Origin of the sequence: Pseudomonas sp. THAF187a, from assembly GCF_009363395.1 — a bacterium.
Classification (GTDB): Bacteria; Pseudomonadota; Gammaproteobacteria; order Pseudomonadales; family Pseudomonadaceae; genus Aquipseudomonas; species Aquipseudomonas khazarica.
In genome coordinates this window covers 3,609,025-3,630,017 of sequence record NZ_CP045349.1, presented here as the reverse complement: position 1 = coordinate 3,630,017, position 20,993 = coordinate 3,609,025, and the positions used below count along the sequence as shown (strand labels likewise).

Below are 20,993 nucleotides of genomic sequence, written 5' to 3'. Positions count from 1 at the left end.
ACCCTACGGGGGCCGTGATCGCGGCTTTTGGGTGCTCAGATGATCCCGCGTTCGCGCAGGCCGGCGACCTGGGTCTCGCTGAGGCCGAGGCCGGCGAGGACGTCATCGGTGTGCTCGCCCAGCTGTGGGCCACCATTGCCGATGCGCCCTGGCGTGCGGCTGAGCTTGGGCAGCACCCCCGGCACCCGCAGCGGGCCGACGCTGGTCTGCACCTGCTCGATCATCTGCCGCGCCAGGTAGTGCGGGTCCTGCACGATGTCGGCGGCGGTGTAGGGGTAGCCGGCCGGTACGCGGGCCCCCTTGAGCGCTTCGATCACTTCGTCACGGCCACGCCGGGCGGTCCATTCGGCGATGGCGTTGTCGATCAGTTCGGCGTGCTGGCTGCGCCCATCGTTCTGCGCCAGGCGCGGGTCGTTGCCCAGGTCGTCGCGGCCGATCAGGCTCATCAGGCGCTTGTAGATGCTGTCGCCGTTGCCGGCGATCAGCACGTAGCTGCCGTCGTTGCACGGGTAGGAGTTGGACGGCGTGATGCCGGGCAGGGCGCTGCCGGCCGGCTCGCGGATGTAGCCGAAGGCGTCGTATTCGGGGATCAGGCTTTCCATCATGGCGAACACCGATTCGTACAGCGCCACGTCGATCTCCTGGCCCTGGCCGCTGCGCGCACGCTCCTGCAGGGCCAGCAGCACGCCGATCACGCCGTACAGCGAGGACAGCGAATCGCCGATGCTGATGCCGACGCGCACGGGCGCCTGGCCGGGATAGCCGGAAAGGTGGCGCAGGCCGCCCATGGCCTCGCCGATCACGCCGAAGCCGGGCAGGTCGCGGTAGGGCCCGGTCTGCCCGTAGCCGGAAATGCGCAGCATGATCAGTTTCGGGTTGATGGCCTTCAGTTCGTCGTAGCCCAGGCCCCAGCCTTCCAGCGTGCCGGGGCGGAAGTTCTCCACCAGCACATCGGCTTCACTCACCAGTTGGCGGACGATGTCCTGTGCCTCGGCTTCCTTCAGGTTCAGCGTCAGCGAGCGCTTGTTGCGCGACTGCACGTGCCACCAGAGCGAGGTGCCATCCTTGATCTTGCGCCACTTGCGCAGCGGGTCACCGATGCCTGGCGGCTCGATCTTGATCACGTCGGCGCCGAATTCGCCGAGCAGCTTGCTGGCGAAGGGACCGGCGATGAGCTGGCCCATCTCGATCACCTTGAGCCCCTGCAGGGCCATGTTGCCGTTGTTGCTTTGAGTCATGGCTGCACCTGATTTGCCTGTGCGTTTCTTGTGGTGCGCAGAATGGCGCAGTGAGGCGACTCGGACAATTGCTCAATGGCCAAGCTAGGCTTCGCGGCTGACGAAGTGTCATGCTGTAAACCGGCTTTGCCATGGCGATATGGCCTGGCTGCTTCGCCAGGCACGAAACGGAGAATCCTCATGCGGCGTATCGATTTCGTCACCCTCAAGCTGTTCGTGGCCATCGCCGACGAGCGCAGCCTGACCCGCGCCGCCGAGCGCGAGCACCTGGCGCTGGCGGCGGTGAGCAAGCGCGTCAGCGACCTGGAGAGCCAGCTCGGCATCGCGCTGCTCTATCGCCAGCCCAAGGGCGTCGAGCTGACGCCGGCCGGCCACGCCCTGCTGCACCACGCACGCAACATGATGGACAACCTCGAGCAGCTCAACGCCGACCTCAGCGAGTTCAGCGAGGGGGTGAAGGGCCACGTGCGCATCCATGCCAATACCTCGGCGGTGATCGAGTTCCTGCCCGAGGACCTGGCCAGCTTCAGTCGCCGCCACCCGCAGGTGAAGATCGACCTGGAGGAGCGGGTCAGCAGCGAGACCCTGCGTGCGGTGCGCGAGGGCCTCACCGACATCGGCATCTTCGCCGGGCATGTACCGGCCGATGACCTGCAGGTGTTCACCTACCGCCACGACCAGCTGGTGCTGGTCACCCCGCGCGACCATCCGCTGGCCGGGCGTGACGGCATCCATCTGCGCGAAGCGGTGGGCTACGACTTCATCGGCCTGCAGCAGGACGCCTCGCTGCACAGCCTGCTGCAGCACTCGGCGCACAACCAGGGCATGGCATTGCGCCTGCGCATTCAGGTGCGCAGCTTCGAGGCCATCTGCCGGATGATCCACACCGGCATGGGCGTTGGCGTCCTGCCGGACCTGGCGGTACGCACCTATCTGCCGGCGCTCGATGTGCGGGTGATCCCGCTGCACGATCCCTGGGCCAGGCGTGAGCTGAAGGTGGCGGTACGCAATCAGGACAACCTTTCGCTGACCGCGAAGCAGATGCTCGACCACCTGCGCAACAGTGGATCGGCAGGGGATGATCTCGCGTTGCCTTCGTGAATGCCGAAGGCTCGGTTGTTCAAATGTGAATTTCAGCGCAGAGGAGGGCGGGGTAGAGTCCGGGCCAATCGAAGGGTTTTCGCCCTCGACGCTCAGACAAAAACAACAGGAGCTTTCCATGAAGTTTTCATTCGTTCGTCGTGGCCTGGCTGGCGTACTCGCCGGCTGCGCCCTGCTTGGCGCACTGTCGGCCCAGGCTGCCGATCCGATCTTGATCAAGTTCTCCCACATCACTGCCGACAGCACGCCGAAGGGGCAGGGCGCGCTGCTGTTCAAGAAGCTGGTGGACGAGCGCCTGGCCGGCAAGGTCAAGGTCGAGGTCTACGCCAACTCCTCGCTCTATGGCGACGGCAAGGAGATGGAAGCCCTGTTGCTCAACGAAGTGCAGATGCTGGCGCCGGCACCGTCCAAGCTGGAGCAGTACACCAAGCAACTGCAGCTGTTCGATCTGATGTTCCTGTTCGATGACGTGGCAGCGGCGCAGCGTTTCCAGGCTTCGGACAAGGGCAAGGCGCTGCTCAAGTCGATGGAAGACAAGGGCATCACCGGCCTCGCCTACTGGCTCAACGGCATGCGCCAGCTGACCGCCAACAAGCCGCTGGTCGAGCCCGCTGACGCCCGTGGGCAGAAGTTCCGCGTGCAGCCGTCCGACCTGCAGGCGGCGCAGTACAGCGCCCTGCGCGCAGTGCCGCGCAAGATGGCCTTCGCCGAGATCTACCAGGGCCTGCAGACCGGCGTGGTCAATGCCCAGGACAACCCCTGGTCGAACATCTACTCGCAGAAATACTTCGAGGTGCAGAAGTACATGACCGAGTCCAACCATGCGATCGGCAACTACGTGCTGATCACCAACACCAAGTTCTGGAGCGGTCTGCCGGCGGATATCCGCGGCGAGCTGGAGGCGATCGTCGACGAGGTCACCGTCGAGGTGAACAAGCAGGCCGAGGCGCTCAATGCCAAGGCGCGCCAGGGCATCCTGGATACCGGCAAGAGCGAGATCATCACCCTGACCCCCGAGCAGCGTGCCCAGTGGCGTGACGCCGTGCGCCCGGCGTGGAAGAAGTTCGAAGCCGACATCGGTGTGGACGTGATCGAGGCCGCGCAAGCCGCCAACCATTAATTTCCCCCCAGAGCCACCCCGGGCCCACGCACCCGGGGTGGTTCGCCATTCAGCACCGCCTAAGGCGGTGTTTGCCAATGACGAATATCCCGCGGGCGCCCGGCTCGGTTAGATTCGTCCGACTCCTGACAATCACAACAACCTCGCGGAGATGCCATGAACGCCTTGCGGCGCGCCTGGGAGCACTTCGAGGAAGGCTTCATCGCCTTTCTTCTCGCTGCCATGACCCTGATCACCTTCGTCTACGTGATCCTCAACAACTTCTACACCCTGTTCTACTGGCTGGGTGACCATTTCGGCGGCAACGAAACCCTGCTGGGTATCGGTGACGCCATCCTCGACATGGCCCAGGCCATGACCTGGAGCAACGCCCTGACCAAGGCACTGTTCGGCTGGCTGATCTTCTTCGGCCTGGCCTACGGCGTGCGCACCGCCGGCCACATCGGCGTGGATGCGCTGGTCAAGCTCGCGCCACGCGGCATCCAGCGCGTCATCGGCGTCATCGCCTGCCTGTGCTGCCTGGGCTACGCCGGCCTGATCGCGGTCGGCAGCTTCGACTGGGTGCACACCCTGTTCAGCGCCGGCATCGGCGCCGAAGACCTCGGCCACTACGGCATCCAGCAATGGCACATCGGCATGATCGTGCCGTTCGGCTACGCCATGGTGTTCATCCGCTTCCTGGAAATTCTCGTGCGCATCCTGCGCAACCAGCAGACCGGCCTCGGCCTGGCTGACGAAGCCGCCGACGCCCTGAAGGTCAATGAGCACGAGGAGAGCAAATAATGACCGTCCTGTTCCTCTTCCTGCTGCTGTTCCTGCTGATGTTCATCGGCGTGCCGATCGCCGCCTCGCTCGGCCTCGCCGGCTCGATCACCATCATGCTGTTCAGCCCCGACTCGGTGCGCTCGCTGGCGATCAAGCTGTTCGAGACCTCCGAGCACTACACCCTGCTGGCGATTCCGTTCTTCCTGCTCTCCGGTGCCTTCATGACCACCGGTGGCGTGGCCCGCCGCCTGATCGACTTCGCCAACGCCTGCGTCGGCCACATCCGGGGCGGCCTGGCCATCGGCGCGGTGCTGGCGTGCATGCTGTTCGCCGCGCTGTCCGGTTCGTCGCCGGCCACCGTGGCGGCAGTGGGCTCCATCGCCATCGCCGGCATGGTCCGCTCCGGCTACCCGCAGGCCTTCGGCGCCGGCATCGTGTGCAACGCCGGGACCCTGGGCATCCTGATTCCGCCGTCGATCGTCATGGTGGTGTACGCCGCCGCCACCGAGCAGTCGGTGGGCAAGCTGTTCATGGCCGGGGTGATCCCGGGCGTGCTGCTCGGCCTGGTGCTGATGGTCGCGATCTACGTGGTGGCGCGGATCAAGAAGCTGCCGGCCCTGCCGCGTGCCAGCTTGCGCGAATGGCTGCGCTCGGCGCGCGAGGCGTTCTGGGGCCTGCTGCTGATGGTGATCATCCTCGGCGGCATCTACACCGGTATGTTCACCCCGACCGAGGCCGCTGCCGTGGCCGCCGTGTACGCCGGCTTCGTCGCCCTGTTCGTGTACAAGGACCTGACCCTGCGCGAGTGCCCGAAGGTGCTGCTGGAGTCCGGCAAGCTGACCATCATGCTGATGTTCATCATCGCCAACGCCATGCTCTTCGCCCACGTGCTGACCACCGAGCAGATCCCGCAGCAGATCACCGCCTGGGTGGTGGAGCTGGGCCTGCAGCCGTGGCAGTTCCTGCTGGTGGTGAACATCGTGCTGCTGATCGCCGGTGCCTTCATGGAGCCGTCGGCGATCATCCTGATCCTCGCGCCGATCCTGTTCCCGATCGCCGTGCAGCTGGGCATCGACCCGATCCACCTGGGCATCATCATGGTGGTGAACATGGAGATCGGCCTGATCACCCCGCCGGTGGGGCTGAACCTGTTCGTCACCTCGGCGGTGACCGGCATGCCGCTGACCGCAGTGATCCGCGCCGCGCTGCCGTGGCTGATGATGCTGATCAGCTTCCTGCTGGTGATCACCTACATCCCGGCCGTGTCCATGGCCCTGCCGAACTGGCTGGGCATGAACTAGGACCACCGACGATACCGCGTCTACCTCTGCGCCCGGCCCTGTGCCGGGCTTTTTTTCGGCGGGCGTGCCGTGCGCAAGGGCAGCGCTCGGTGGACCCGCCGGCGCGGGGGGGCATGCGCCTGACGAAACGCGAGGAACGCTGTCGATGCGCGTCGTGTCGAACGGTGCATGACGCTGCCGCATGGGCTCGACACCTGCCGGGCAGGACCTCGAGACCATGGTCTTAGAGCGGTAAGACCATGGTCGAATGGCCTCACGAAGGGTCGGGAGATACAAAAGGCAGCATACAAAAACAACTACCCACCGAGGTGATTCCATGAGTGCTGCGTCTCTTTACCCTGTGCGCCCCGAAGTGGCCGCGCGGACACTGACCGACGAGGCCACCTACAAGGCCATGTACCAACAGTCGGTGGTCAACCCCGAGGGTTTCTGGCGCGAGCAGGGCCAGCGCATCGACTGGATCAAGCCCTACACCAAGGTCAAGCAGACCTCTTTCGACGACCACCATGTCGATATCAAGTGGTACGCCGATGGCACCCTGAACGTGTCCTACAACTGCCTCGACCGTCACCTGGAAGAGCGCGGCGACCAGATCGCGATCATCTGGGAAGGCGACGACCCGTCCGAGCACAAGGAAATCACCTACCGCGAGCTGCACGAGCAGGTGTGCAAGCTGGCCAACGCCCTGCGCGGCCAGGACATCCACCGCGGCGACGTGGTGACCATCTACATGCCGATGATCCCGGAAGCCGTGGTGGCCATGCTGGCGTGCGCCCGTATCGGTGCCATCCACTCCGTGGTGTTCGGTGGCTTCTCGCCCGAGGCGCTGGCCGGTCGCATCATCGACTGCAAGTCCAAGGTGGTGATCACCGCCGACGAGGGCGTGCGCGGTGGCAAGAAGGTGCCGCTGAAGGCCAACGTCGATGACGCGCTGACCAACCCGGAAACCAACAGCGTGCAGAAGATCATCGTGGTCAACCGCACCGGCGGCAGCATCAAGTGGAACCAGCACCGCGACATCTGGTACGAAGACCTGATGAAGGTCGCCGGCAGCGTCTGCGCGCCGAAGGAAATGGGCGCCGAGGAAGCGCTGTTCATCCTCTACACCTCCGGTTCCACCGGCAAGCCCAAGGGCGTGCTGCACACCACCGGCGGCTACTTGGTGTACGCCTCGCTGACCCACGAACGCGTGTTCGACTACCGTCCGGGCGAGGTCTTCTGGTGCACCGCCGACATCGGCTGGGTCACCGGCCACAGCTACCTGGTCTACGGACCGCTGGCCAATGGCGCCACCACCGTGATGTTCGAGGGCATCCCGAACTACCCGGACGTGACCCGTGTCGCCAAGATCGTCGACAAGCACAAGGTCAACATCCTCTACACCGCGCCGACCGCCATCCGCGCCATGATGGCCGAGGGCAAGGCTGCCGTGGAAGGCGCCGACGGTTCCAGCCTGCGCCTGCTCGGTTCGGTCGGTGAGCCGATCAACCCGGAAGCCTGGCAGTGGTACTACGAGAACGTCGGCCAGAGCCGTTGCCCGATCGTCGACACCTGGTGGCAGACCGAGACCGGCGCCTGCCTGATGACGCCGCTGCCGGGTGCCCACGCCATGAAGCCAGGTTCCGCCGCGCGTCCGTTCTTCGGCGTGCAGCCGGCGCTGGTGGACAACCTGGGCAACATCATCGACGGGCCGGCCGAAGGCAACCTGGTGATCATCGACTCCTGGCCGGGCCAGGCGCGTACCCTGTTCGGTGACCACGACCGTTTCGTCGACACCTACTTCAAGACCTTCAAGGGCATGTACTTCACCGGCGACGGCGCCCGTCGCGACGAGGATGGCTACTGGTGGATCACCGGGCGTGTCGACGACGTGCTCAACGTCTCCGGCCACCGCATGGGCACCGCCGAGATCGAGAGCGCCATGGTCGCCCACAACAAGGTGGCCGAGGCCGCGGTGGTCGGCGTACCGCACGACATCAAGGGCCAGGGCATCTACGTCTACGTGACCCTGAACGCGGGCGAGGAACCGTCCGAGCAGCTGCGTCAGGAACTGAAGAACTGGGTGCGCAAGGAAATCGGCCCGATCGCCACGCCGGATGTCATCCAGTGGGCGCCAGGTCTGCCGAAGACCCGCTCGGGCAAGATCATGCGCCGTATCCTGCGCAAGATCGCTACCGCCGAATACGCTGCACTCGGCGACATCTCCACGCTGGCCGATCCTGGCGTGGTGCAGCACCTCATCGATACGCATCGCCAGATGCAAGCCGCCTGCGCCTGACCGGCAACGGCAAACGAAAGCCCCGCCCGGCCACAAGCCCGGCGGGGCTTTTTCATGGCGCTCAGCGTGGTTGCGAGGTCGTGGCCAGCCACAGGGCAAAGCCGACCAGCAAGGTGCCGAACAGTTGCTCGATGCGCTGCCGCATGGCCAGCAGTCGCAGCCGCACGGCCTGCGCCGACAGGCCCAGGGCGACCAGGGCGAACCAGGCGACATGGGCGATGGCGATGAATGCGCCATAACCCAGCTGGCTGGCCAGCGAGGTCTGCGGGCTGACCACGCCCATGAACAGGCTGACGATGAACAGCGATGTCTTGGGGTTCAGTGCATTGCCGAGGAAGCCCATGCGCAGGGCGGCGAAGGCGTCGACGGCCAGCGCCGGGCTGTTCGTCTGCTGTTCCTCGGGGCGGCTACGCAGCATGCGCAGCCCCAGGTAGAGCAGGTAGCCGGCGCCTGCGAACTTGCACAGGGTGAACAGCCAGGCGGACTGCTGCAGCAGCAGGCCGAGGCCGAGCAGGGTGTAGGCCACGTGCACGAGCACGCCCAGGCCGATGCCGACAGCGGTGAACAGGCCGGCGCGCCGGGACAGCATCAGCGATTGCCGGCAGACCAGCGCGAAGTCCGGGCCGGGGCTGATGCAGGCGAGTAGGGTGATGGTGATTACAACTATCCATTCGCTCATGAGGTATGGTGTCTCTCGGTTAGTTAACGCCTATATTTTCCTCGTTTGCTGCATGGGCCTGTAACGATGATTTCTGATGCATATCGTGAGTTTGAGTCGTCATCTTCTGGCGCCCGCCTGCCCTCGCTGACGGCCCTGCGCTGCTTTGCGGCAGCGGCGCGCGAGGAGCACTTCGCCCGTGCGGCCGAGGCGTTGCACGTGACCCCCGGCGCCATCAGCCGCGCGGTGCGCCTGCTCGAGGCCGAGCTGGAGGTGACGCTGTTCGAGCGGCGTCGGCAGCGTGTGTTTCTCACCGACGAGGGGCGGCAGCTGGCCCGGGCCGTGGAGGAGGGGCTGGCGGTGATGGCGCAGGCGGTCGCTGAACTGCGCGCCAGGGCCCGGCGCGGACGCCAACTGGTGATCTCCTGCGAGCCGACCCTGCTGATGCGCTGGCTGATCCCGCGCTGGAGCGAGTTCCAGGCGCGCCATCCACAGCTGCCCATGCATCTGGTGGCGGGCGGCGGTGGTTTTTCCTTCGAGCAGGGGATCGACCTGGCCATTCGCCGCGACGATTTTCCCTGCCCGGCGCACTACCACCGCGAACCGCTGTTCGAGGAGCAGGTGGCGGCGGTGTGCCGCGCGGACAAGGTCGAGCAATGGTTCACCGCCGAGGGCCAGTTGCGCCCGTCGGCGCCGCTGCTGCATACGCGCACCCGGCCCACGGCCTGGAGTGCCTGGGCGCAGGCTGCCGGACAGTCCGTCAAGGCGCAGGGCGGGCAGGTGTTCGAGCACTTCTACTTCAGCCTGCAGGCGGCGGTCGCCGGGCTGGGGGTCGCCATCGGCCCCTGGCACCTGGTGCAGGATGACATTCGCAGTGGCGTTCTGGCGGCGCCGTCGGGGTTCTTCGGCGATGGCTCGCGCTACTGCCTGTACCTGCCGGCCGCCCCGGCAGAGGATTCACTGGCGAGCGAGCTGCTCGCCTGGCTGCGCGCCGTGGGCTGAGGGCCTGCGACGTCCCGTTGCGGGGTGTCGCAGGCGCTGGCTAGGCTCAGAGTGCGCCGAAGACCTTCTTCGCCAGGCTGGTGGCGGCGGCGGCCGGGTTTTCGCGGATGCTGGCTTCCTGCTTGGCGATCATCTCGAACAGGCCATCGAGCGCCTGCTCGGTGACGTAGCCTTCCACCGTGCTGCTCTTGGCGTCGACCACGCCGAAGCTGGCGGCCTGGCCGGCAAAGGCGTTGTACTGCTGGGCCAGGCCGACCTGGTCGGTGGCCTGCTTGACGATGGGAAGGAACTTGGCGCGAATCTGCTCGCGGCTGCTCTTGTTCAGGTACTGCGTGGCCGAGTCCTGCGGGCCGCTGAGGATCGCCTTGGCGTCGGCCACGGTCATCTTCTTCACGGCATCGACCAGCAGCGCCTGGGCTTGCGGTACGGCCGCCTCGGCGGCCTTGTTCATGCTGCTTTCCAGCTGTTCGACCTGGGCACCCATGCCCATCATCTTCATGGTCTTGGCGGCTTTGCCGAGCTTGCCCGGCAGTTCGATACGCACGTCGGGGTTGTTGCTGAAGCCACCGGGCGTGCCCAGTTGCTTGACCGCCACCTGGGCGCCCTGGATCAGGGCGTCCTTCAGGCCGCCGCTGGCGTCCTGCTGGCTCAGGTCGGAGAGGGACAGGGCGAAGACGTTGGCCGAGAGCAGCAGGCCAGCGGCGAACGTGGTGAAGCGCAACATGGTGTTCATCCTTGCATCGAGGGGGAATGCTGTGAGCTTAACGAAGTCTGCCACGCTGGCAAGCCGGCCGATGGGCGTGGATGGGCAGCGCGCCTGGCTATGGCTATGATCAGGGGCATGAATTCACCCCTGCCTCTGCGTAACCCCTGTCCGCCGGGTGCCTGTGACTGTCAGCGCGATGAGCTGCTGGCGTTGCCGGGCGCCGATACGCGTGTGCTGCTGCTGACCCGGCAGGAGGAGCAGCGCCTGCTCGAGCGCCTGGAGAGCCTGCAGAGTCTGGAGGACCTGCAGCGCATGCAGCAGCGCATGTACGAACAGCTGGGCATTCGCCTGCAGATCGAGCCCAGCCATGGCGAGGTGCGCAGCATGCGTGGCATCCACATGCACTTCGAGGCGCATCCGGGGCTGTGCCGCAAGACCCGGCAGAGCATCCCCGCCGCGATTCGCCGGGCCATGGAGAAGACGCCGGAAATCGCCTGGCGCCTGCTCGACTCCTTCGATCTGTTCGGTGGCTCGTAGTTTGCCCTACCAGGGCAGCGGCTGACCGTCGTAGGCATGGAAGCTGCCGCTGTGCTCCGCTCCCAGGCTGTCGATCACCTGCAGCAGCTCCCTGGCGGCCTGCTCGGCCGGGCGTGCCGCCAGCGCGCCACGGAAGGGCTGCGACAGAGGGGAGATCACCGTGCCGGGATGCAGGCTGAGCAGGCGCGCCCTGGGTTTGCTGCGCGCCAGTTCGATGGCCGCGGTCTTGATCAGCATGTTCAGCGCCGCCTTGGACGAACGGTAGGCATACCAGCCGCCCAGGCGGTTGTCGCCGATGCTGCCGACCTTGGCCGAGAGCATGGCCATGGCGCCCTGCGCGTCGAGCAGCGGCAGAAAGTGCCGCAGCACCAGCGCGGGCCCCAGGGCGTTGACCTGGAACACCGCCTGCAACGCCTCGGCCTCGATGGCGGCCAGGCTCTTTTCCGGGGCGATGCCGGCGCGATGCAGGAGCCCGGCCGCATGCACGATCAGCTGATAGGGCCCTTCATCGGCCAGCGCAGCGGCGGCCTCGGCGATGCTGGACGGGGCTTCCAGGTCCAGCGCCGGTGAGCTGCCACGGCTCAGCTCGCGCACGCTGGCGCAGTGGGCGTCGGCGCGCAGCAGCTGGCAGAAGGCCTGGCCGAGGGTGCTGCTGGCGCCTATGACCAGCGCCTTGTAGCGCGTCCCCAGGCTGCCGAGCAGTGGCGTGTTCATGGTGTGGCCGCCGCGCGGCGGAAGAACAGCGTGACCTGGCCCAGCTCGATGCCGAACTTGCTCATGCTGGAACGGTTGATCAGGGTGTCGTCGTCCATCAGGTACATCCAGTCGTCGAAGTAGACGACGTAGGTGCTGCCATCCACCGGCAGGTTGAGGTGATAGCGCCAGCGCAGGGCGTTGCCGGCGACTTCGCCGACGGCCTGGCCGACCACGTCGTCGGCGCTGCCGAGCCAGCGCCCGGTGCCGTCCGGGGTGAGGGTCCAGACCCGGCGCTGGCGCGTGCCGTCGCTGTACAGGAAGCGCTCGTCGAGAATCAGCCTGTCGCCGTCGCGGCGACTGTCGATGTCGACGTGGAAGCGCTTGATCACTTCGCCGGAACGATCCTGGAACATGCCCCAGGCCTGTACCGGACCGCTGAAGAAGGTGGGCAGGTCCAGTACGGGACGTTGGTCGGCGTAGCGCTCGACGGGAACCTGGCCGCAGCTGACCAGCAGCAGGCAGGCGAGCAGGATGGCAGGCGTTCTCATGGCACTCCTCATCGGTTGAGGCCGAGCAGCGCGGCACGCAGTTTCGGGCTGCGGGTCTGCGGGTCGAGCCAGATGGCGAAGAAGGCGCGGGCGAACTCGTCATCCTCGATGACGTGCTGCAACTGGCCGTTGACGTAGAAGCGACAGCCCCGGCCGGGGAGGAACACGCCGGTGATGCGCGTGCCGTCCTCGACGTCGACGAAGGCCTGCTGCATCTGCCGGACCCAGTCTGCCTGCTGCTCGCGATCGAGCGGCTCGCCGTTGAGGCGGCGGATTTCGTCGAGGCTGGTGTCCACCAGGGTGTCGCGGCTGATGCGGCGCCGGTAGGTCAGCTCCAGGGCAAAGGGCTGCGAGAAGTCCACCTGCGCCACCGGGCTCCACAGCTTGGCGTTGTATACCGAGAAACCGAACCAGCTGAAGTCGCCGCTGCCGATCAGGGTCGCCTGTGGCACCTGGGCACGCCAGCTGCCCTGGGCGCAGGCCGGCGCGGTGACGCAGGCCAGCAGGAGCAGCGCCAGGAGGGCTGCTGGCAGCGGTCGAAGCGAGGTCGCCATGGGCGCTTCCTCCTGGGCTGGCGGTGGCCGCGTCCAGCCGTGCAGCGAGTGGCCCGGCGGCAACGGGCGATGAATAAAAAAATCCGGCAACCAGGAAAGGGGGGAGAAGAGGGTTGCCGGATTGCGCAGCGTGTCGAGTTCGAGCGTTCACGGGCGCCCGGTACGGCGTCCATGAGGCATGTTGCTATCCAATATATGTACAAAATCTAGTTTTGTAAAAGAATTGTATAGCTGCGTCGAATGCAGTGAGGTTGTGCGGGCGGCGGGACGGGAGCGTCGAAGACCCTGTGCCTCGTTCGGGCGAGGCACGGGCAGGCGTGTGGCGGGGTGTCACCAGGGCAGTGACTGGCCCTGATGATCGAGGAAGGCGCACTGGCGACGCCCGAGTTGATCGAGGATCACCTGGCGCAGGTCACTGGCGCTCTGCTCCACGCTCAGTGGGGCGGCGTCACCGCCCATGTCGGTGCGCACCCAGCCGGGGTGCAGCGCCAGCAGGCTCCAGGGCAGGCGTGGCAGTTGCGCCTGCCAACTGCGCAGCAGGCTGTTCAGCGCGGCCTTGCTGGCGCCATACAGCGGCATGTCGGCGGCACGTGCCAGCGTCAGGCTGGCCATCTGCGAGCTCATGAAGGCGATCACGCCACCGTCGGCCACCTGCTCGGCCAGGCACTGGGCCAGGCGGATCGGGGCCACCGCGTTGGCCAGAAACAGTTGGCCGACATCATCGAACAGGGCCTGGCGCGGGTCCTGGTGGCCCGGGCCATAGACCCCCGCATTGAACAGTGCGCAGTCGAGGCGCCGGCCGTGCAGGGCGGCTTCGATGGTGCTGGCCGCGTCGAGGCGAGCGAGGTCGCAGGCGATCACCTGCAGCGCCTGTGGGTGGCGGGTGCGCAGGGCATCCAGCGGGCTGGCCGGGCGCAGCTCGCGCACCACCGCCAGCACCTCCCAGCCCGCCTCGACGAACGCGCGGACCAGGCCGAGGCCCAGTCCGCGCGAGGCGCCACAGATCAGGATGCGGCCACTCATGGCCACTGCATTTCGCCCTTGAGCACCTTGGCGCTCAGCTCCAGGCTGCTGTCATCCTGCAGCTGGGGATAACGCGCCTGCATGGCGGCGATCAGCGCCTGGCTGTTCTTGGCCTTGGGCAGTTGCTGCTCCAGCGTCAGCAGGTATTCGCGGGTGAAACGCAGGTCGTCGAGGCCCATCGCCGGCTTGCCGAGGTAGTGACCGGGCACCAGGGTGGTCGGCTGCAGCGCTTCGAGTTCATCCAGGGATTTCAGCCAGCGCTGGCGCGCTTCGGCGCTCTGCGCATCGGCCACCCAGAGGTGGATGTTGGCGCTGGTCAGCACGCCGCCGACCACGGCCTTGATGGCGGGAATCCACAGGCTGGTGTGCTGTGGGTCGTGGCCGACCACTTCGATGCGCTGCCCTTCGAGTTCCAGCGCATTGCCTTGCAGGGGCTCGGGCACCTGGGTGCGGGCCGGGGCGCTGTCCTTCAGGATCGGGCCCCAGTAGGCCAGTTTGGGGGCGCGGGTCTTCTCGATGTAGGCGACGGTAGCCGGGGTGGCCAGTACCTTGGCGTCGGGGTAGGCGCGGGTCAGGGTATCGAGGCCGAAGTAGAAATCGGGATCGCCATGGCTGATGAAGATGGTGGTCAGGCGCTTGCCGCTGGCGCGGATGCGTTCGACCAGGGCCTGGGCCTCGGTGTTGGAGAACTGCGCGTCCACCAGGATGGCGTCCTTCTCACCGCTGATCAGGGTCGAACTGACCGGGAACACGGCATTTTCGCGCGGGTTGTAGATGTCCAGGGTCAGTGGCTGGGCGAGGGCGCCAGCCGCCACGGCGAGCAGGCCGAGGCCGGCGAAGAAACGGGAAGTGAGGGACATGGTGGTCTCCAGGCAGGTGAGGGGCGCATCTTATGCGCTACCTGGCGAGCGAAAAGCCCCGTAAGCTGGTCATGTTTGTTGCATGAATCGAGCGAATTATGGATCGACTGACAGCGGCACGGGTTTTCGTCGAAGTACTGGAGCGCGGTAGCCAGACGGCTGCGGCCGAGGCGCTGGACATGTCGCGGGCCATGGTCTCGCGCTACCTGGCCGAGCTGGAAGGCTGGGCCGGGGTGCGTCTGTTGCACCGCAGCACGCGCAAGCTGAGCCTGACGGCGGCCGGCGAGCAGATGTTGCCGCAGTGCCGCGAGATGCTGGCGCTGGCCGAGCGCATGCAGGCCCTGGGGCAGGGCGTGGACGCCGTGCCGCGCGGCACGCTGCGCATCACCAGCAGCCAGTCCTTCGCCCAGGCCTGGCTGGTGCATGCGTTGCACGACTTCACCAGCCGCTACCCGCAGGTCAACATCGACCTGCTGATCGGCAGCGAGGCCGTCAACCTGGTCGAGGCGCGCATCGACCTGGCGCTGCGCATCACCAACCAGCTCGACCCCAACCTGATCGCCCGGCACCTGGCGGTATGTCGTTCGGTAGTGTGTGCCGCCCCGGCGTACCTGGCGCGCCAGGGCACGCCGCAGCATCCGCAGGACCTGACCCGGCACAACTGCCTGGCCTACGCCTATTTCGGCCGCAGCCTGTGGGAGTTCGCGCACCAGGGCGAGGCGACTGCGGTGTCGGTCTCCGGCAGCCTCAGCGCCAACGAGTCGATGGTGCTGCTGGAGGCGACGCTGGCCGGCGCTGGCGTCAGCCTGCAGCCGCTGTATTCGGTGGAGGCGCTGCTGCGCGAGGGCCGGCTGGTGCAGCTGCTGCCCGACTATCGCTCGCCGGAACTGGGCATCCATGCGCTCTACGGTAGTCGCCGGCAGATGCTGCCGGCCATGCGTCTGCTGCTTGACTTTCTTGCCGAGCGCCTGGCCAGCAAGGCGCACTGGCGCTACTGAAGCGGAGCCGAAACTTGCATTCGGCCCAGCAGCTTCAAGAATGAGAGTGATCGCTCAAGGACTTTCCCATGCCATCACTCTCGATCTTCGGCAAACGTGTCCGCCAGCTCTGGCATGGCGCGGACCTGGCGCTGGTCGGTCAGCGCCGCGAGCGGCGCATGCGCATGCTGGCCAGCCTGGTCATGGTCGGGATGGGTGTGCTCTGGGGGCTGTTCTTTCTCTCGCACGGCTACACGGCCATCGCCCTGATGGACCTGGCGATCATTCTCAGTGGTGTGGCGGTCTTCCTCCTGACCCTGCGCAACCGGGCGCTCAGCGCCAACCTGGTGCTGTTCGGCGCACTGCTGGTGGTCGTGGTCGCCTCGACCCTGCTGCTCGACCCGCCCACGCTCGCCGCGCCGCGCGCCACTCACCTGTACCTGCTGCCGATGGCCGTGGCGGCGCTGATGGCGTTTCGCGACGAGCCCATGGGCTTGCGCTACGGCATCTCCCTGTTCTGCCTGCTGCTGTTCGTCGCGCTGGCGGCCTCCACCTGGCGGCCGACCGACCTGCATGCGCTGCCGGACGGGGTGCGCGTGGTCGGCTCCTGGGTGCAGGCGCTGGTGGCCATGCTGATGTTCTTCTTCCTGCTGCACATCCTGCAGACCGACACCGCCGAGCGCTCCGAGCTGGACCGGGACCTGCGCGCTGCCGTGCGCGAGCGTCAGTTCGTCCTGCACTACCAGCCGCAACTGAACGGCGCCAACCGGGTGATCGGCGCCGAGGTGCTGATTCGCTGGCTGCATCCGCAGCGCGGCCTGCTGGCGCCGGGGGAGTTCATCGACCACGCCGAGAACACCGGGCTGATCATCCCCATCGGCCACTGGGTGCTGGAACAGACCGCCGAGCAGCTGCACCAGTGGCAGGACGAGCCGCTGTACCGCGACATCGACCTGGCGGTGAACATCAGCCAGAAGCAGTTCTCGCAGAACAGCTTCGTTGCCGAGATCGCCGGGCTGATCGAGCGGCATCGGATCGACGCGCAGCGCCTGGAACTGGAGCTGACCGAGACGCTGATCGTGCACGACATGGAGGACCTCACGCGCAAGATGACGGCACTGGTGGAGCGTGGCGTGCGCTTCTCTCTGGATGACTTCGGCACCGGCTTCTCCTCCCTCAGCCATCTCAAGCGCTTGCCGCTGAGCAAGCTGAAGATCGACCGCTCGTTCATCTGCGACGTGCTCAGCGATGCCAACAGCGAAGCCATCGTGCGCAGCGTCATCGCCCTCGGCCAGAGCATGGGCATGACGGTGATCGCCGAAGGCGTGGAAACCGAGGCGCAGCGCCACTTTCTGGCGAGCAACGGCTGCAACCAGTTCCAGGGATATCTGCTCGGGCGGCCGATGCCGCTGGCGGATTTTCGCGCCTTCGTCCAGCGCCACAATGGCTGAAGCGCCGCTGCGTCCATCGTTCATCGTCAGCGGCGAGTGAACTCGAAGCCGTCCGCCAATGTCTGTCTGCTGTCGGCCCGAACGGGGAGGGGTAGATGGCTAATTGCCGCTAGTGTGGCGTCTTCGTCGCAGATTCTGCTCGTATCGTGTTGCAGCGCGTTTGCCGTGCTCGCCGTCATCGCCCATCCCGCTCGCCGGGTCCGTCTGACTGCCACGTGAAGATCCTCCCATGCTTTTATCCCGTCATTTCTCCTGTCGCATCGCTCCGCTCCACACCCGTGCCCTGGGCGCCTGCCTGCTGCTCGGGGGGCTGCTCGGCAGTACCCTGCTGCACGCCGAAGAGACCGCCGGCAATCAGCGCTGGGTCAGCGACAGCCTCAACACCTATGTGCGCAGTGGCCCCACCGACGGCTACCGCATCGTCGGCACGCTGACGTCCGGGGAGAAGGTGGAGCTGCTGCGTACCCAGGGCGACTACAGCCAGGTGCGCGGCGCCAGCGGCAATGCGGTGTGGATTCCCAGTCGTGACCTGCAGTCGGTGCCCGGCCAGGCCGAGCGCCTGCCGCAGCTGGAGCAGAAGGTCGCCGACCTGAGCGCCGAGCTCAAGGGCATCGACGATGCCTGGAAGGCGCGCGTGCAGGGCATGCAGGAGACCCTCGACTCGCGCAAGAAGCTCATCGAGGAACTGCAGGCCGCACGCAGCGCGCTGGATGCCGAACTGACCACCACACGCTCGCAACTGCGCGATGCCCAGGCGCAACTGGGCAACGAACAGCAGCAGGCGTTGATGCGCTACATGGCCTACGGCGGCAGCATCGCCGGTGCCGGGCTGCTGCTCGGCCTGATCCTGCCGACCATGCTGCGCGTGCGCCGCAAGCGCAACGATCAGTGGGTCTGAGGCGCTACAGCAGGCGCTCCCCGAGGTGCTCGCAACGTCCGTCGCAGGCCCCCGGGCAGGCGCAGCCGCTGGTGCTGCGCCCGGTGTCGCGTTCCACCCGGCGCGCCACTTCGGGGTCGTCGACGAAGGGCAGCATGGTCGCTTCGTCGAGCTCGCGCTGCGTCGTCCGGCCGAGGCTGATCTGCACGCCGAGGTAGAACAGCAGCAGCGCGAGTATCCCCCAGGCCTCAGCGGGCATGAGCGACCTCCGGCGCAGGCTGCGTGGCCCGTTCGCCGGCGCGCAGGGTCAGCCAGGTGTTGAAGGCCATCAGCAGCATGCCGCTGAGGAAGCACAGGCCGCCGACCAGGCGCACCACGAAGCCGGGGTGGCTGGCCTCCAGCGCTTCGACGAAGGAGTAGGTGAGGGTGCCGTCCTCGTTGACCGCGCGCCACATCAGGCCCTGGGTGATGCCGTTGACCCACATCGAGGCGATGTACAGCACGGTGCCGATGGTGGCCAGCCAGAAGTGCGCGTTGATCAGGCCGATGCTGTACATGCGCTCGCGGTCGAACACCTTCGGGATCAGGTGGTAGAGCGAGCCGAAGGTGATCATCGCCACCCAGCCGAGGGCCCCGGCGTGCACGTGGCCGATGGTCCAGTCGGTGTAGTGGGACAGGGCGTTGACGGTCTTGATGGCCATCATCGGGCCTTCGAAGGTGCTCATGCCGTAGAAGGCCAGGGACACCACCAGGAAGCGCAGGATCGGGTCGGTGCGCAGCAGGTGCCAGGCGCCGGACAGCGTCATCATGCCGTTGACCATGCCGCCCCAGCTCGGCGCCAGGAGGATGATCGACATCACCATGCCCAGGCTCTGCGCCCAGTCCGGCAGGGCGGTGTAGTGCAGGTGGTGCGGGCCGGCCCAGATGTACAGGGTGATCAGCGCCCAGAAGTGCACGATGGACAGGCGGTACGAGTACACCGGCCGGTTCACCTGCTTGGGCACGAAGTAATACATCATGCCGAGGAAGCCGGTGGTGAGGAAGAAGCCCACCGCGTTGTGCCCGTACCACCACTGCACCATGGCGTCGGTGGCGCCGGAATACACCGAATAGGACTTGAACCAGCTTACCGGGATCGACAGGTGGTTGACCACGTGGAGGATGGCGATGACCAGGATGAAGGCACCGAAGAACCAGTTGCCGACATAGATGTGAGGCGTCCTGCGGCGGGTCAGGGTGGTGAAGAACACGATGCCGTAGGCGACCCAGACCACGGCCATCCACAGCGCGCCGGTGAACTCGATCTCGGCGTATTCCTTGGTGGTGGTCAGGCCCATGGGCAGCGTCACCAGCATGATCAGGATGGTCAGCTGCCAGCCCCAGAAGGTGAAGGCGGCGAGGCCGTCGGAGAACAGGCGCGTCTGGCAGGTGCGTTGCAGCGCGTAGTAGCTCGCGGCGAACTGTGCGCTACCGGCGAAGCCGAAGATCACCAGGCTGGTGTGCAGGGGGCGCAGGCGGCCGAAGCTGAGCCAGGGGGTGTCGAAGTTGAGTTCCGGCCACACCAGTTGGGCGGCGATGAGCACGCCGGTGCACATGCCCACGACACCCCAGACGATGGTCATCAGGGTGAACTGGCGGACGACCTTGTAGTTGTAGGCCGGGTGGGAAGCAGCAGATTGCATCGCGGTAACCTTCCATACAGTAATGCGCGCGCAGCCGCGCGAATGGCGAAACTGTAGGGAGGCCGGGGAAAACAAAACAGACTCAGAAAGTGCTGTCTGATGCGTATCAGATGAGCCGGTCGAGGGCGCGCCGGGTGCGGCGCGCCCTCGGGCCGGCTCAGGCGCGGGCCGTGAGATGGCGGGCGATGCCCTTCTTCAGTGGCAGCAGGCCCTGGGCCATGCGCAGGCCGGCCCCACGCAGCAGGCGGGCGGGCAGATGGTCGTTGGTGTACAGCTCCACCAGCAGGTTGGTGGCCTGGTACAGCGGCCAGGTGGCCAGGCGCAGCTGGCGCTCGTAACGGCTCAGCGTGGCTGGTGCAGCGATGTCCTGGTGCCTGGCGTGGGCCGCCAGCAGGGCCTCGCTCAGCAACTGCACGCCGATCAGGCCGAAGTTGAAGCCATGCGCGGTGACCGGGTGCATGCCCACCGCGGCATCGCCGAGCAGCGCGCAGCGCTTGCCGACCATGCGCCGCGCGTAGGCCCCCACCAGCGGGTAGGCGTGGCGGCTGCCGAGCAGTTGCATGGCGCCCAGGCGGTGGTCGAAGCGCTGCTCCATCTCGCGAGCGAAGGTGGACTCGTCGAGCGCCAGCAGGCGTTCGATCTCGCGTGGCGGCAAGGTCAGCACCGTCGACGATTGCCGTCCGTTGAGCGGCAGCAGGGCGAGGGTCTGGCCGTAGCCGAACCACTCCCAGGCCACCTGCTGGTGCTCCAGCTCGTGCTGCATGCGGCACACCAGCATGCTCTTGCCGAAGTCCTTGAGCTGCGCACCGATGCCGAGCTGGCGCCGGGTGTCCGAGAAGCGGCTGTCGGCGGCGACCAGCAGGCGCGGCTGCAGCACCTGGCCGTCCTGCAGGACCAGCTTGATCTCGTGTTCGCCCGACTGGATGGCGCGCACCTGGGTGTCGCACAGCAGGTGCACGTCGCTGCATGCACGGACGGCCTCATAGGCGGCGCGGCGAATGGCCTGGTTGGCCACCAGGTGGCCGAGCCGCTCGGCGCCGGCCTGTTCGGCGCGGATCTTCAGGGCGAACAGCGAAGGGCCGTTGAATACCTGGGCATCGCGCAGCACGGCGACATCCTCGGCGGGCAGCCGCGACCACAACCCGAGACGGTCGAGCAGTGCCTGCGAGCCATGGGTGAGGGCGATCTCGCGGCCGTCGAAAGCGGGGTCGGCCAGGGCTTGCTTGGCCTGACGCTCCAGCAGCATGATCGACAGACCGTGCCCGGACAGGGCCCTGGCCAGGCACAGGCCGGCTGGGCCGGCGCCGACGATGACGATATCGGGTGACATGTTGCTTCTCCGTGCGGATTACCGGAAGGGCGGCGGATCGCGCCCGCCGTGCGCCCATGGACAGTGCGAGTCTAGGGGGCGGCCATGCTGCGGATATTGTCCGGGGTCATGCCGAGGCGTGAATGCGGCGGCGACCCGTACGCTGCCGCAGGGGCTCGGGACGTGCGTCACGTGTTCTGTGAAATATTGTTGTTATCACTACTTTAATCCGATTGAAGGGCATGATTTTCCGGTTTACTGTGTCGTGCGTTGTCTGAACTACAAAAATAATTCCGGTTTGGAGTCAAAA

At 66.5% G+C, this 20,993-nt stretch carries 21 protein-coding genes; 10 read left to right on the top strand and 11 right to left on the bottom strand.

Annotation, left to right across the window (positions count from 1 at the left end):
• Positions 1-35: 35 nt before the first annotated feature.
• On the bottom strand, positions 36-1,238 hold the full coding sequence (locus FIV02_RS16830) for a CaiB/BaiF CoA-transferase family protein (protein WP_152489255.1): 1,203 nt from the start codon (positions 1,236-1,238) through the stop codon (positions 36-38).
• A gap of 180 nt (positions 1,239-1,418) precedes the next feature.
• Here FIV02_RS16830 and FIV02_RS16825 point away from each other — a divergent pair, with 180 nt between their 5' ends.
• The 5 genes from FIV02_RS16825 (at position 1,419) to acs (ending at position 7,803) form a co-directional block, all read left to right on the top strand.
• The gene (locus FIV02_RS16825) at positions 1,419-2,339 is read left to right on the top strand and encodes a LysR family transcriptional regulator (RefSeq protein ID WP_134677231.1); all 921 of its coding nucleotides are present in this window, start codon (positions 1,419-1,421) and stop codon (positions 2,337-2,339) included.
• A gap of 118 nt (positions 2,340-2,457) precedes the next feature.
• Positions 2,458-3,459: a DctP family TRAP transporter solute-binding subunit gene (locus tag FIV02_RS16820; RefSeq protein ID WP_152489254.1), complete on the top strand. Its 1,002-nt coding sequence runs from the start codon at positions 2,458-2,460 to the stop codon at positions 3,457-3,459.
• Positions 3,460-3,615: 156 nt separating this feature from the next.
• Entirely contained in the window at positions 3,616-4,242 is a 627-nt protein-coding gene (locus FIV02_RS16815; RefSeq protein WP_037057630.1) for a TRAP transporter small permease, read from the top strand.
• Positions 4,242-5,525 carry a C4-dicarboxylate TRAP transporter large permease protein DctM gene (gene dctM / locus FIV02_RS16810; protein WP_152489253.1) on the top strand — a complete coding sequence of 428 codons (1,284 nt, stop codon included), beginning with the start codon at positions 4,242-4,244 and terminating at the stop codon, positions 5,523-5,525. Before FIV02_RS16815 ends, dctM begins: the two co-directional genes overlap by 1 nt.
• Positions 5,526-5,841: 316 nt before the next feature.
• On the top strand, positions 5,842-7,803 hold the full coding sequence (acs, locus tag FIV02_RS16805; protein WP_047592968.1) for an acetate--CoA ligase: 1,962 nt from the start codon (positions 5,842-5,844) through the stop codon (positions 7,801-7,803).
• Positions 7,804-7,864: 61 nt separating this feature from the next.
• Here the strand turns inward: acs and FIV02_RS16800 are convergent, their stop codons facing one another.
• A complete protein-coding gene (locus FIV02_RS16800) occupies positions 7,865-8,482 on the bottom strand; it encodes a LysE family translocator (RefSeq protein ID WP_152489252.1) in 618 nt (205 codons plus the stop codon).
• 66 nt (positions 8,483-8,548) lie between these two features.
• Between FIV02_RS16800 and FIV02_RS16795 the strand changes: the two genes are divergently transcribed.
• Positions 8,549-9,463 carry a LysR family transcriptional regulator gene (locus tag FIV02_RS16795; RefSeq protein ID WP_152489251.1) on the top strand — a complete coding sequence of 305 codons (915 nt, stop codon included), beginning with the start codon at positions 8,549-8,551 and terminating at the stop codon, positions 9,461-9,463.
• A 46-nt stretch (positions 9,464-9,509) separates the two neighbouring features.
• Here the strand turns inward: FIV02_RS16795 and FIV02_RS16790 are convergent, their stop codons facing one another.
• On the bottom strand, positions 9,510-10,187 hold the full coding sequence (locus FIV02_RS16790; RefSeq protein ID WP_037057390.1) for a DUF4197 domain-containing protein: 678 nt from the start codon (positions 10,185-10,187) through the stop codon (positions 9,510-9,512).
• A gap of 117 nt (positions 10,188-10,304) precedes the next feature.
• Here FIV02_RS16790 and FIV02_RS16785 point away from each other — a divergent pair, with 117 nt between their 5' ends.
• Entirely contained in the window at positions 10,305-10,706 is a 402-nt protein-coding gene (locus tag FIV02_RS16785) for a hypothetical protein (protein WP_037057389.1), read from the top strand.
• Positions 10,707-10,712: 6 nt separating this feature from the next.
• Here FIV02_RS16785 and FIV02_RS16780 read toward each other — a convergent pair whose 3' ends face one another.
• The 5 genes from FIV02_RS16780 to FIV02_RS16760 all read right to left on the bottom strand — a co-directional run bounded on the left by FIV02_RS16780 (position 10,713) and on the right by FIV02_RS16760 (position 14,387).
• The gene (locus FIV02_RS16780; RefSeq protein ID WP_152489250.1) at positions 10,713-11,420 is read right to left on the bottom strand and encodes an SDR family NAD(P)-dependent oxidoreductase; all 708 of its coding nucleotides are present in this window, start codon (positions 11,418-11,420) and stop codon (positions 10,713-10,715) included.
• Complete coding sequence (locus FIV02_RS16775) at positions 11,417-11,950, bottom strand: DUF3833 domain-containing protein (RefSeq protein WP_152489249.1); 534 nt, start codon at positions 11,948-11,950, stop codon at positions 11,417-11,419. Before FIV02_RS16775 ends, FIV02_RS16780 begins: the two co-directional genes overlap by 4 nt.
• 8 nt (positions 11,951-11,958) lie before the next feature.
• Positions 11,959-12,504, bottom strand: coding sequence for a chalcone isomerase family protein (locus FIV02_RS16770; RefSeq protein ID WP_134677438.1), 546 nt, complete (start codon positions 12,502-12,504; stop codon positions 11,959-11,961).
• A 330-nt stretch (positions 12,505-12,834) separates the two neighbouring features.
• Complete coding sequence (locus tag FIV02_RS16765; RefSeq protein ID WP_244976439.1) at positions 12,835-13,527, bottom strand: SDR family oxidoreductase; 693 nt, start codon at positions 13,525-13,527, stop codon at positions 12,835-12,837.
• Entirely contained in the window at positions 13,524-14,387 is an 864-nt protein-coding gene (locus FIV02_RS16760; protein ID WP_152489247.1) for an MBL fold metallo-hydrolase, read from the bottom strand. The genes FIV02_RS16765 and FIV02_RS16760 overlap by 4 nt, the downstream gene beginning before the upstream one ends.
• Before the next feature lie 98 nt (positions 14,388-14,485).
• On the opposite strand from FIV02_RS16760, the gene FIV02_RS16755 reads away from it, so the two are divergent.
• From FIV02_RS16755 to FIV02_RS16745, 3 genes are all read left to right on the top strand, one after another.
• A complete protein-coding gene (locus FIV02_RS16755) occupies positions 14,486-15,385 on the top strand; it encodes a LysR family transcriptional regulator (RefSeq protein WP_134677440.1) in 900 nt (299 codons plus the stop codon).
• Positions 15,386-15,453: 68 nt separating this feature from the next.
• Complete coding sequence (locus FIV02_RS16750) at positions 15,454-16,815, top strand: EAL domain-containing protein (protein ID WP_152489246.1); 1,362 nt, start codon at positions 15,454-15,456, stop codon at positions 16,813-16,815.
• A 229-nt stretch (positions 16,816-17,044) separates the two neighbouring features.
• A complete protein-coding gene (locus tag FIV02_RS16745; protein WP_037057374.1) occupies positions 17,045-17,713 on the top strand; it encodes a TIGR04211 family SH3 domain-containing protein in 669 nt (222 codons plus the stop codon).
• Between the two features lie 4 nt (positions 17,714-17,717).
• Here the strand turns inward: FIV02_RS16745 and FIV02_RS16740 are convergent, their stop codons facing one another.
• The 3 genes from FIV02_RS16740 to ubiM all read right to left on the bottom strand — a co-directional run bounded on the left by FIV02_RS16740 (position 17,718) and on the right by ubiM (position 20,704).
• Positions 17,718-17,951, bottom strand: a complete 234-nt coding sequence (locus FIV02_RS16740) for a cytochrome Cbb oxidase CcoQ (RefSeq protein ID WP_047587507.1) — start codon at positions 17,949-17,951, stop codon at positions 17,718-17,720.
• Complete coding sequence (ccoN, locus tag FIV02_RS16735) at positions 17,941-19,374, bottom strand: cytochrome-c oxidase, cbb3-type subunit I (protein ID WP_134677442.1); 1,434 nt, start codon at positions 19,372-19,374, stop codon at positions 17,941-17,943. The genes FIV02_RS16740 and ccoN overlap by 11 nt, the downstream gene beginning before the upstream one ends.
• 157 nt (positions 19,375-19,531) lie before the next feature.
• Positions 19,532-20,704, bottom strand: a complete 1,173-nt coding sequence (ubiM, locus tag FIV02_RS16730; protein ID WP_152489245.1) for a 5-demethoxyubiquinol-8 5-hydroxylase UbiM — start codon at positions 20,702-20,704, stop codon at positions 19,532-19,534.
• Between the last annotated feature and the right edge of the window lie 289 nt (positions 20,705-20,993).

Bases quoted from the DNA above. Each gene is read 5' to 3' on its own strand.
- FIV02_RS16830 (WP_152489255.1), bottom strand. From the start codon at position 1,238: ATGACTCAAAGCAACAACGGCAACATGGCCCTGCAGGGGCTCAAGGTG.
- FIV02_RS16825 (WP_134677231.1), top strand. From the start codon at position 1,419: ATGCGGCGTATCGATTTCGTCACCCTCAAGCTGTTCGTGGCCATCGCC.
- FIV02_RS16820 (WP_152489254.1), top strand. From the start codon at position 2,458: ATGAAGTTTTCATTCGTTCGTCGTGGCCTGGCTGGCGTACTCGCCGGC.
- FIV02_RS16815 (WP_037057630.1), top strand. From the start codon at position 3,616: ATGAACGCCTTGCGGCGCGCCTGGGAGCACTTCGAGGAAGGCTTCATC.
- dctM (WP_152489253.1), top strand. From the start codon at position 4,242: ATGACCGTCCTGTTCCTCTTCCTGCTGCTGTTCCTGCTGATGTTCATC.
- acs (WP_047592968.1), top strand. From the start codon at position 5,842: ATGAGTGCTGCGTCTCTTTACCCTGTGCGCCCCGAAGTGGCCGCGCGG.
- FIV02_RS16800 (WP_152489252.1), bottom strand. From the start codon at position 8,482: ATGAGCGAATGGATAGTTGTAATCACCATCACCCTACTCGCCTGCATC.
- FIV02_RS16795 (WP_152489251.1), top strand. From the start codon at position 8,549: ATGATTTCTGATGCATATCGTGAGTTTGAGTCGTCATCTTCTGGCGCC.
- FIV02_RS16790 (WP_037057390.1), bottom strand. From the start codon at position 10,187: ATGTTGCGCTTCACCACGTTCGCCGCTGGCCTGCTGCTCTCGGCCAAC.
- FIV02_RS16785 (WP_037057389.1), top strand. From the start codon at position 10,305: ATGAATTCACCCCTGCCTCTGCGTAACCCCTGTCCGCCGGGTGCCTGT.
- FIV02_RS16780 (WP_152489250.1), bottom strand. From the start codon at position 11,420: ATGAACACGCCACTGCTCGGCAGCCTGGGGACGCGCTACAAGGCGCTG.
- FIV02_RS16775 (WP_152489249.1), bottom strand. From the start codon at position 11,950: ATGAGAACGCCTGCCATCCTGCTCGCCTGCCTGCTGCTGGTCAGCTGC.
- FIV02_RS16770 (WP_134677438.1), bottom strand. From the start codon at position 12,504: ATGGCGACCTCGCTTCGACCGCTGCCAGCAGCCCTCCTGGCGCTGCTC.
- FIV02_RS16765 (WP_244976439.1), bottom strand. From the start codon at position 13,527: ATGAGTGGCCGCATCCTGATCTGTGGCGCCTCGCGCGGACTGGGCCTC.
- FIV02_RS16760 (WP_152489247.1), bottom strand. From the start codon at position 14,387: ATGTCCCTCACTTCCCGTTTCTTCGCCGGCCTCGGCCTGCTCGCCGTG.
- FIV02_RS16755 (WP_134677440.1), top strand. From the start codon at position 14,486: ATGGATCGACTGACAGCGGCACGGGTTTTCGTCGAAGTACTGGAGCGC.
- FIV02_RS16750 (WP_152489246.1), top strand. From the start codon at position 15,454: ATGCCATCACTCTCGATCTTCGGCAAACGTGTCCGCCAGCTCTGGCAT.
- FIV02_RS16745 (WP_037057374.1), top strand. From the start codon at position 17,045: ATGCTTTTATCCCGTCATTTCTCCTGTCGCATCGCTCCGCTCCACACC.
- FIV02_RS16740 (WP_047587507.1), bottom strand. From the start codon at position 17,951: ATGCCCGCTGAGGCCTGGGGGATACTCGCGCTGCTGCTGTTCTACCTC.
- ccoN (WP_134677442.1), bottom strand. From the start codon at position 19,374: ATGCAATCTGCTGCTTCCCACCCGGCCTACAACTACAAGGTCGTCCGC.
- ubiM (WP_152489245.1), bottom strand. From the start codon at position 20,704: ATGTCACCCGATATCGTCATCGTCGGCGCCGGCCCAGCCGGCCTGTGC.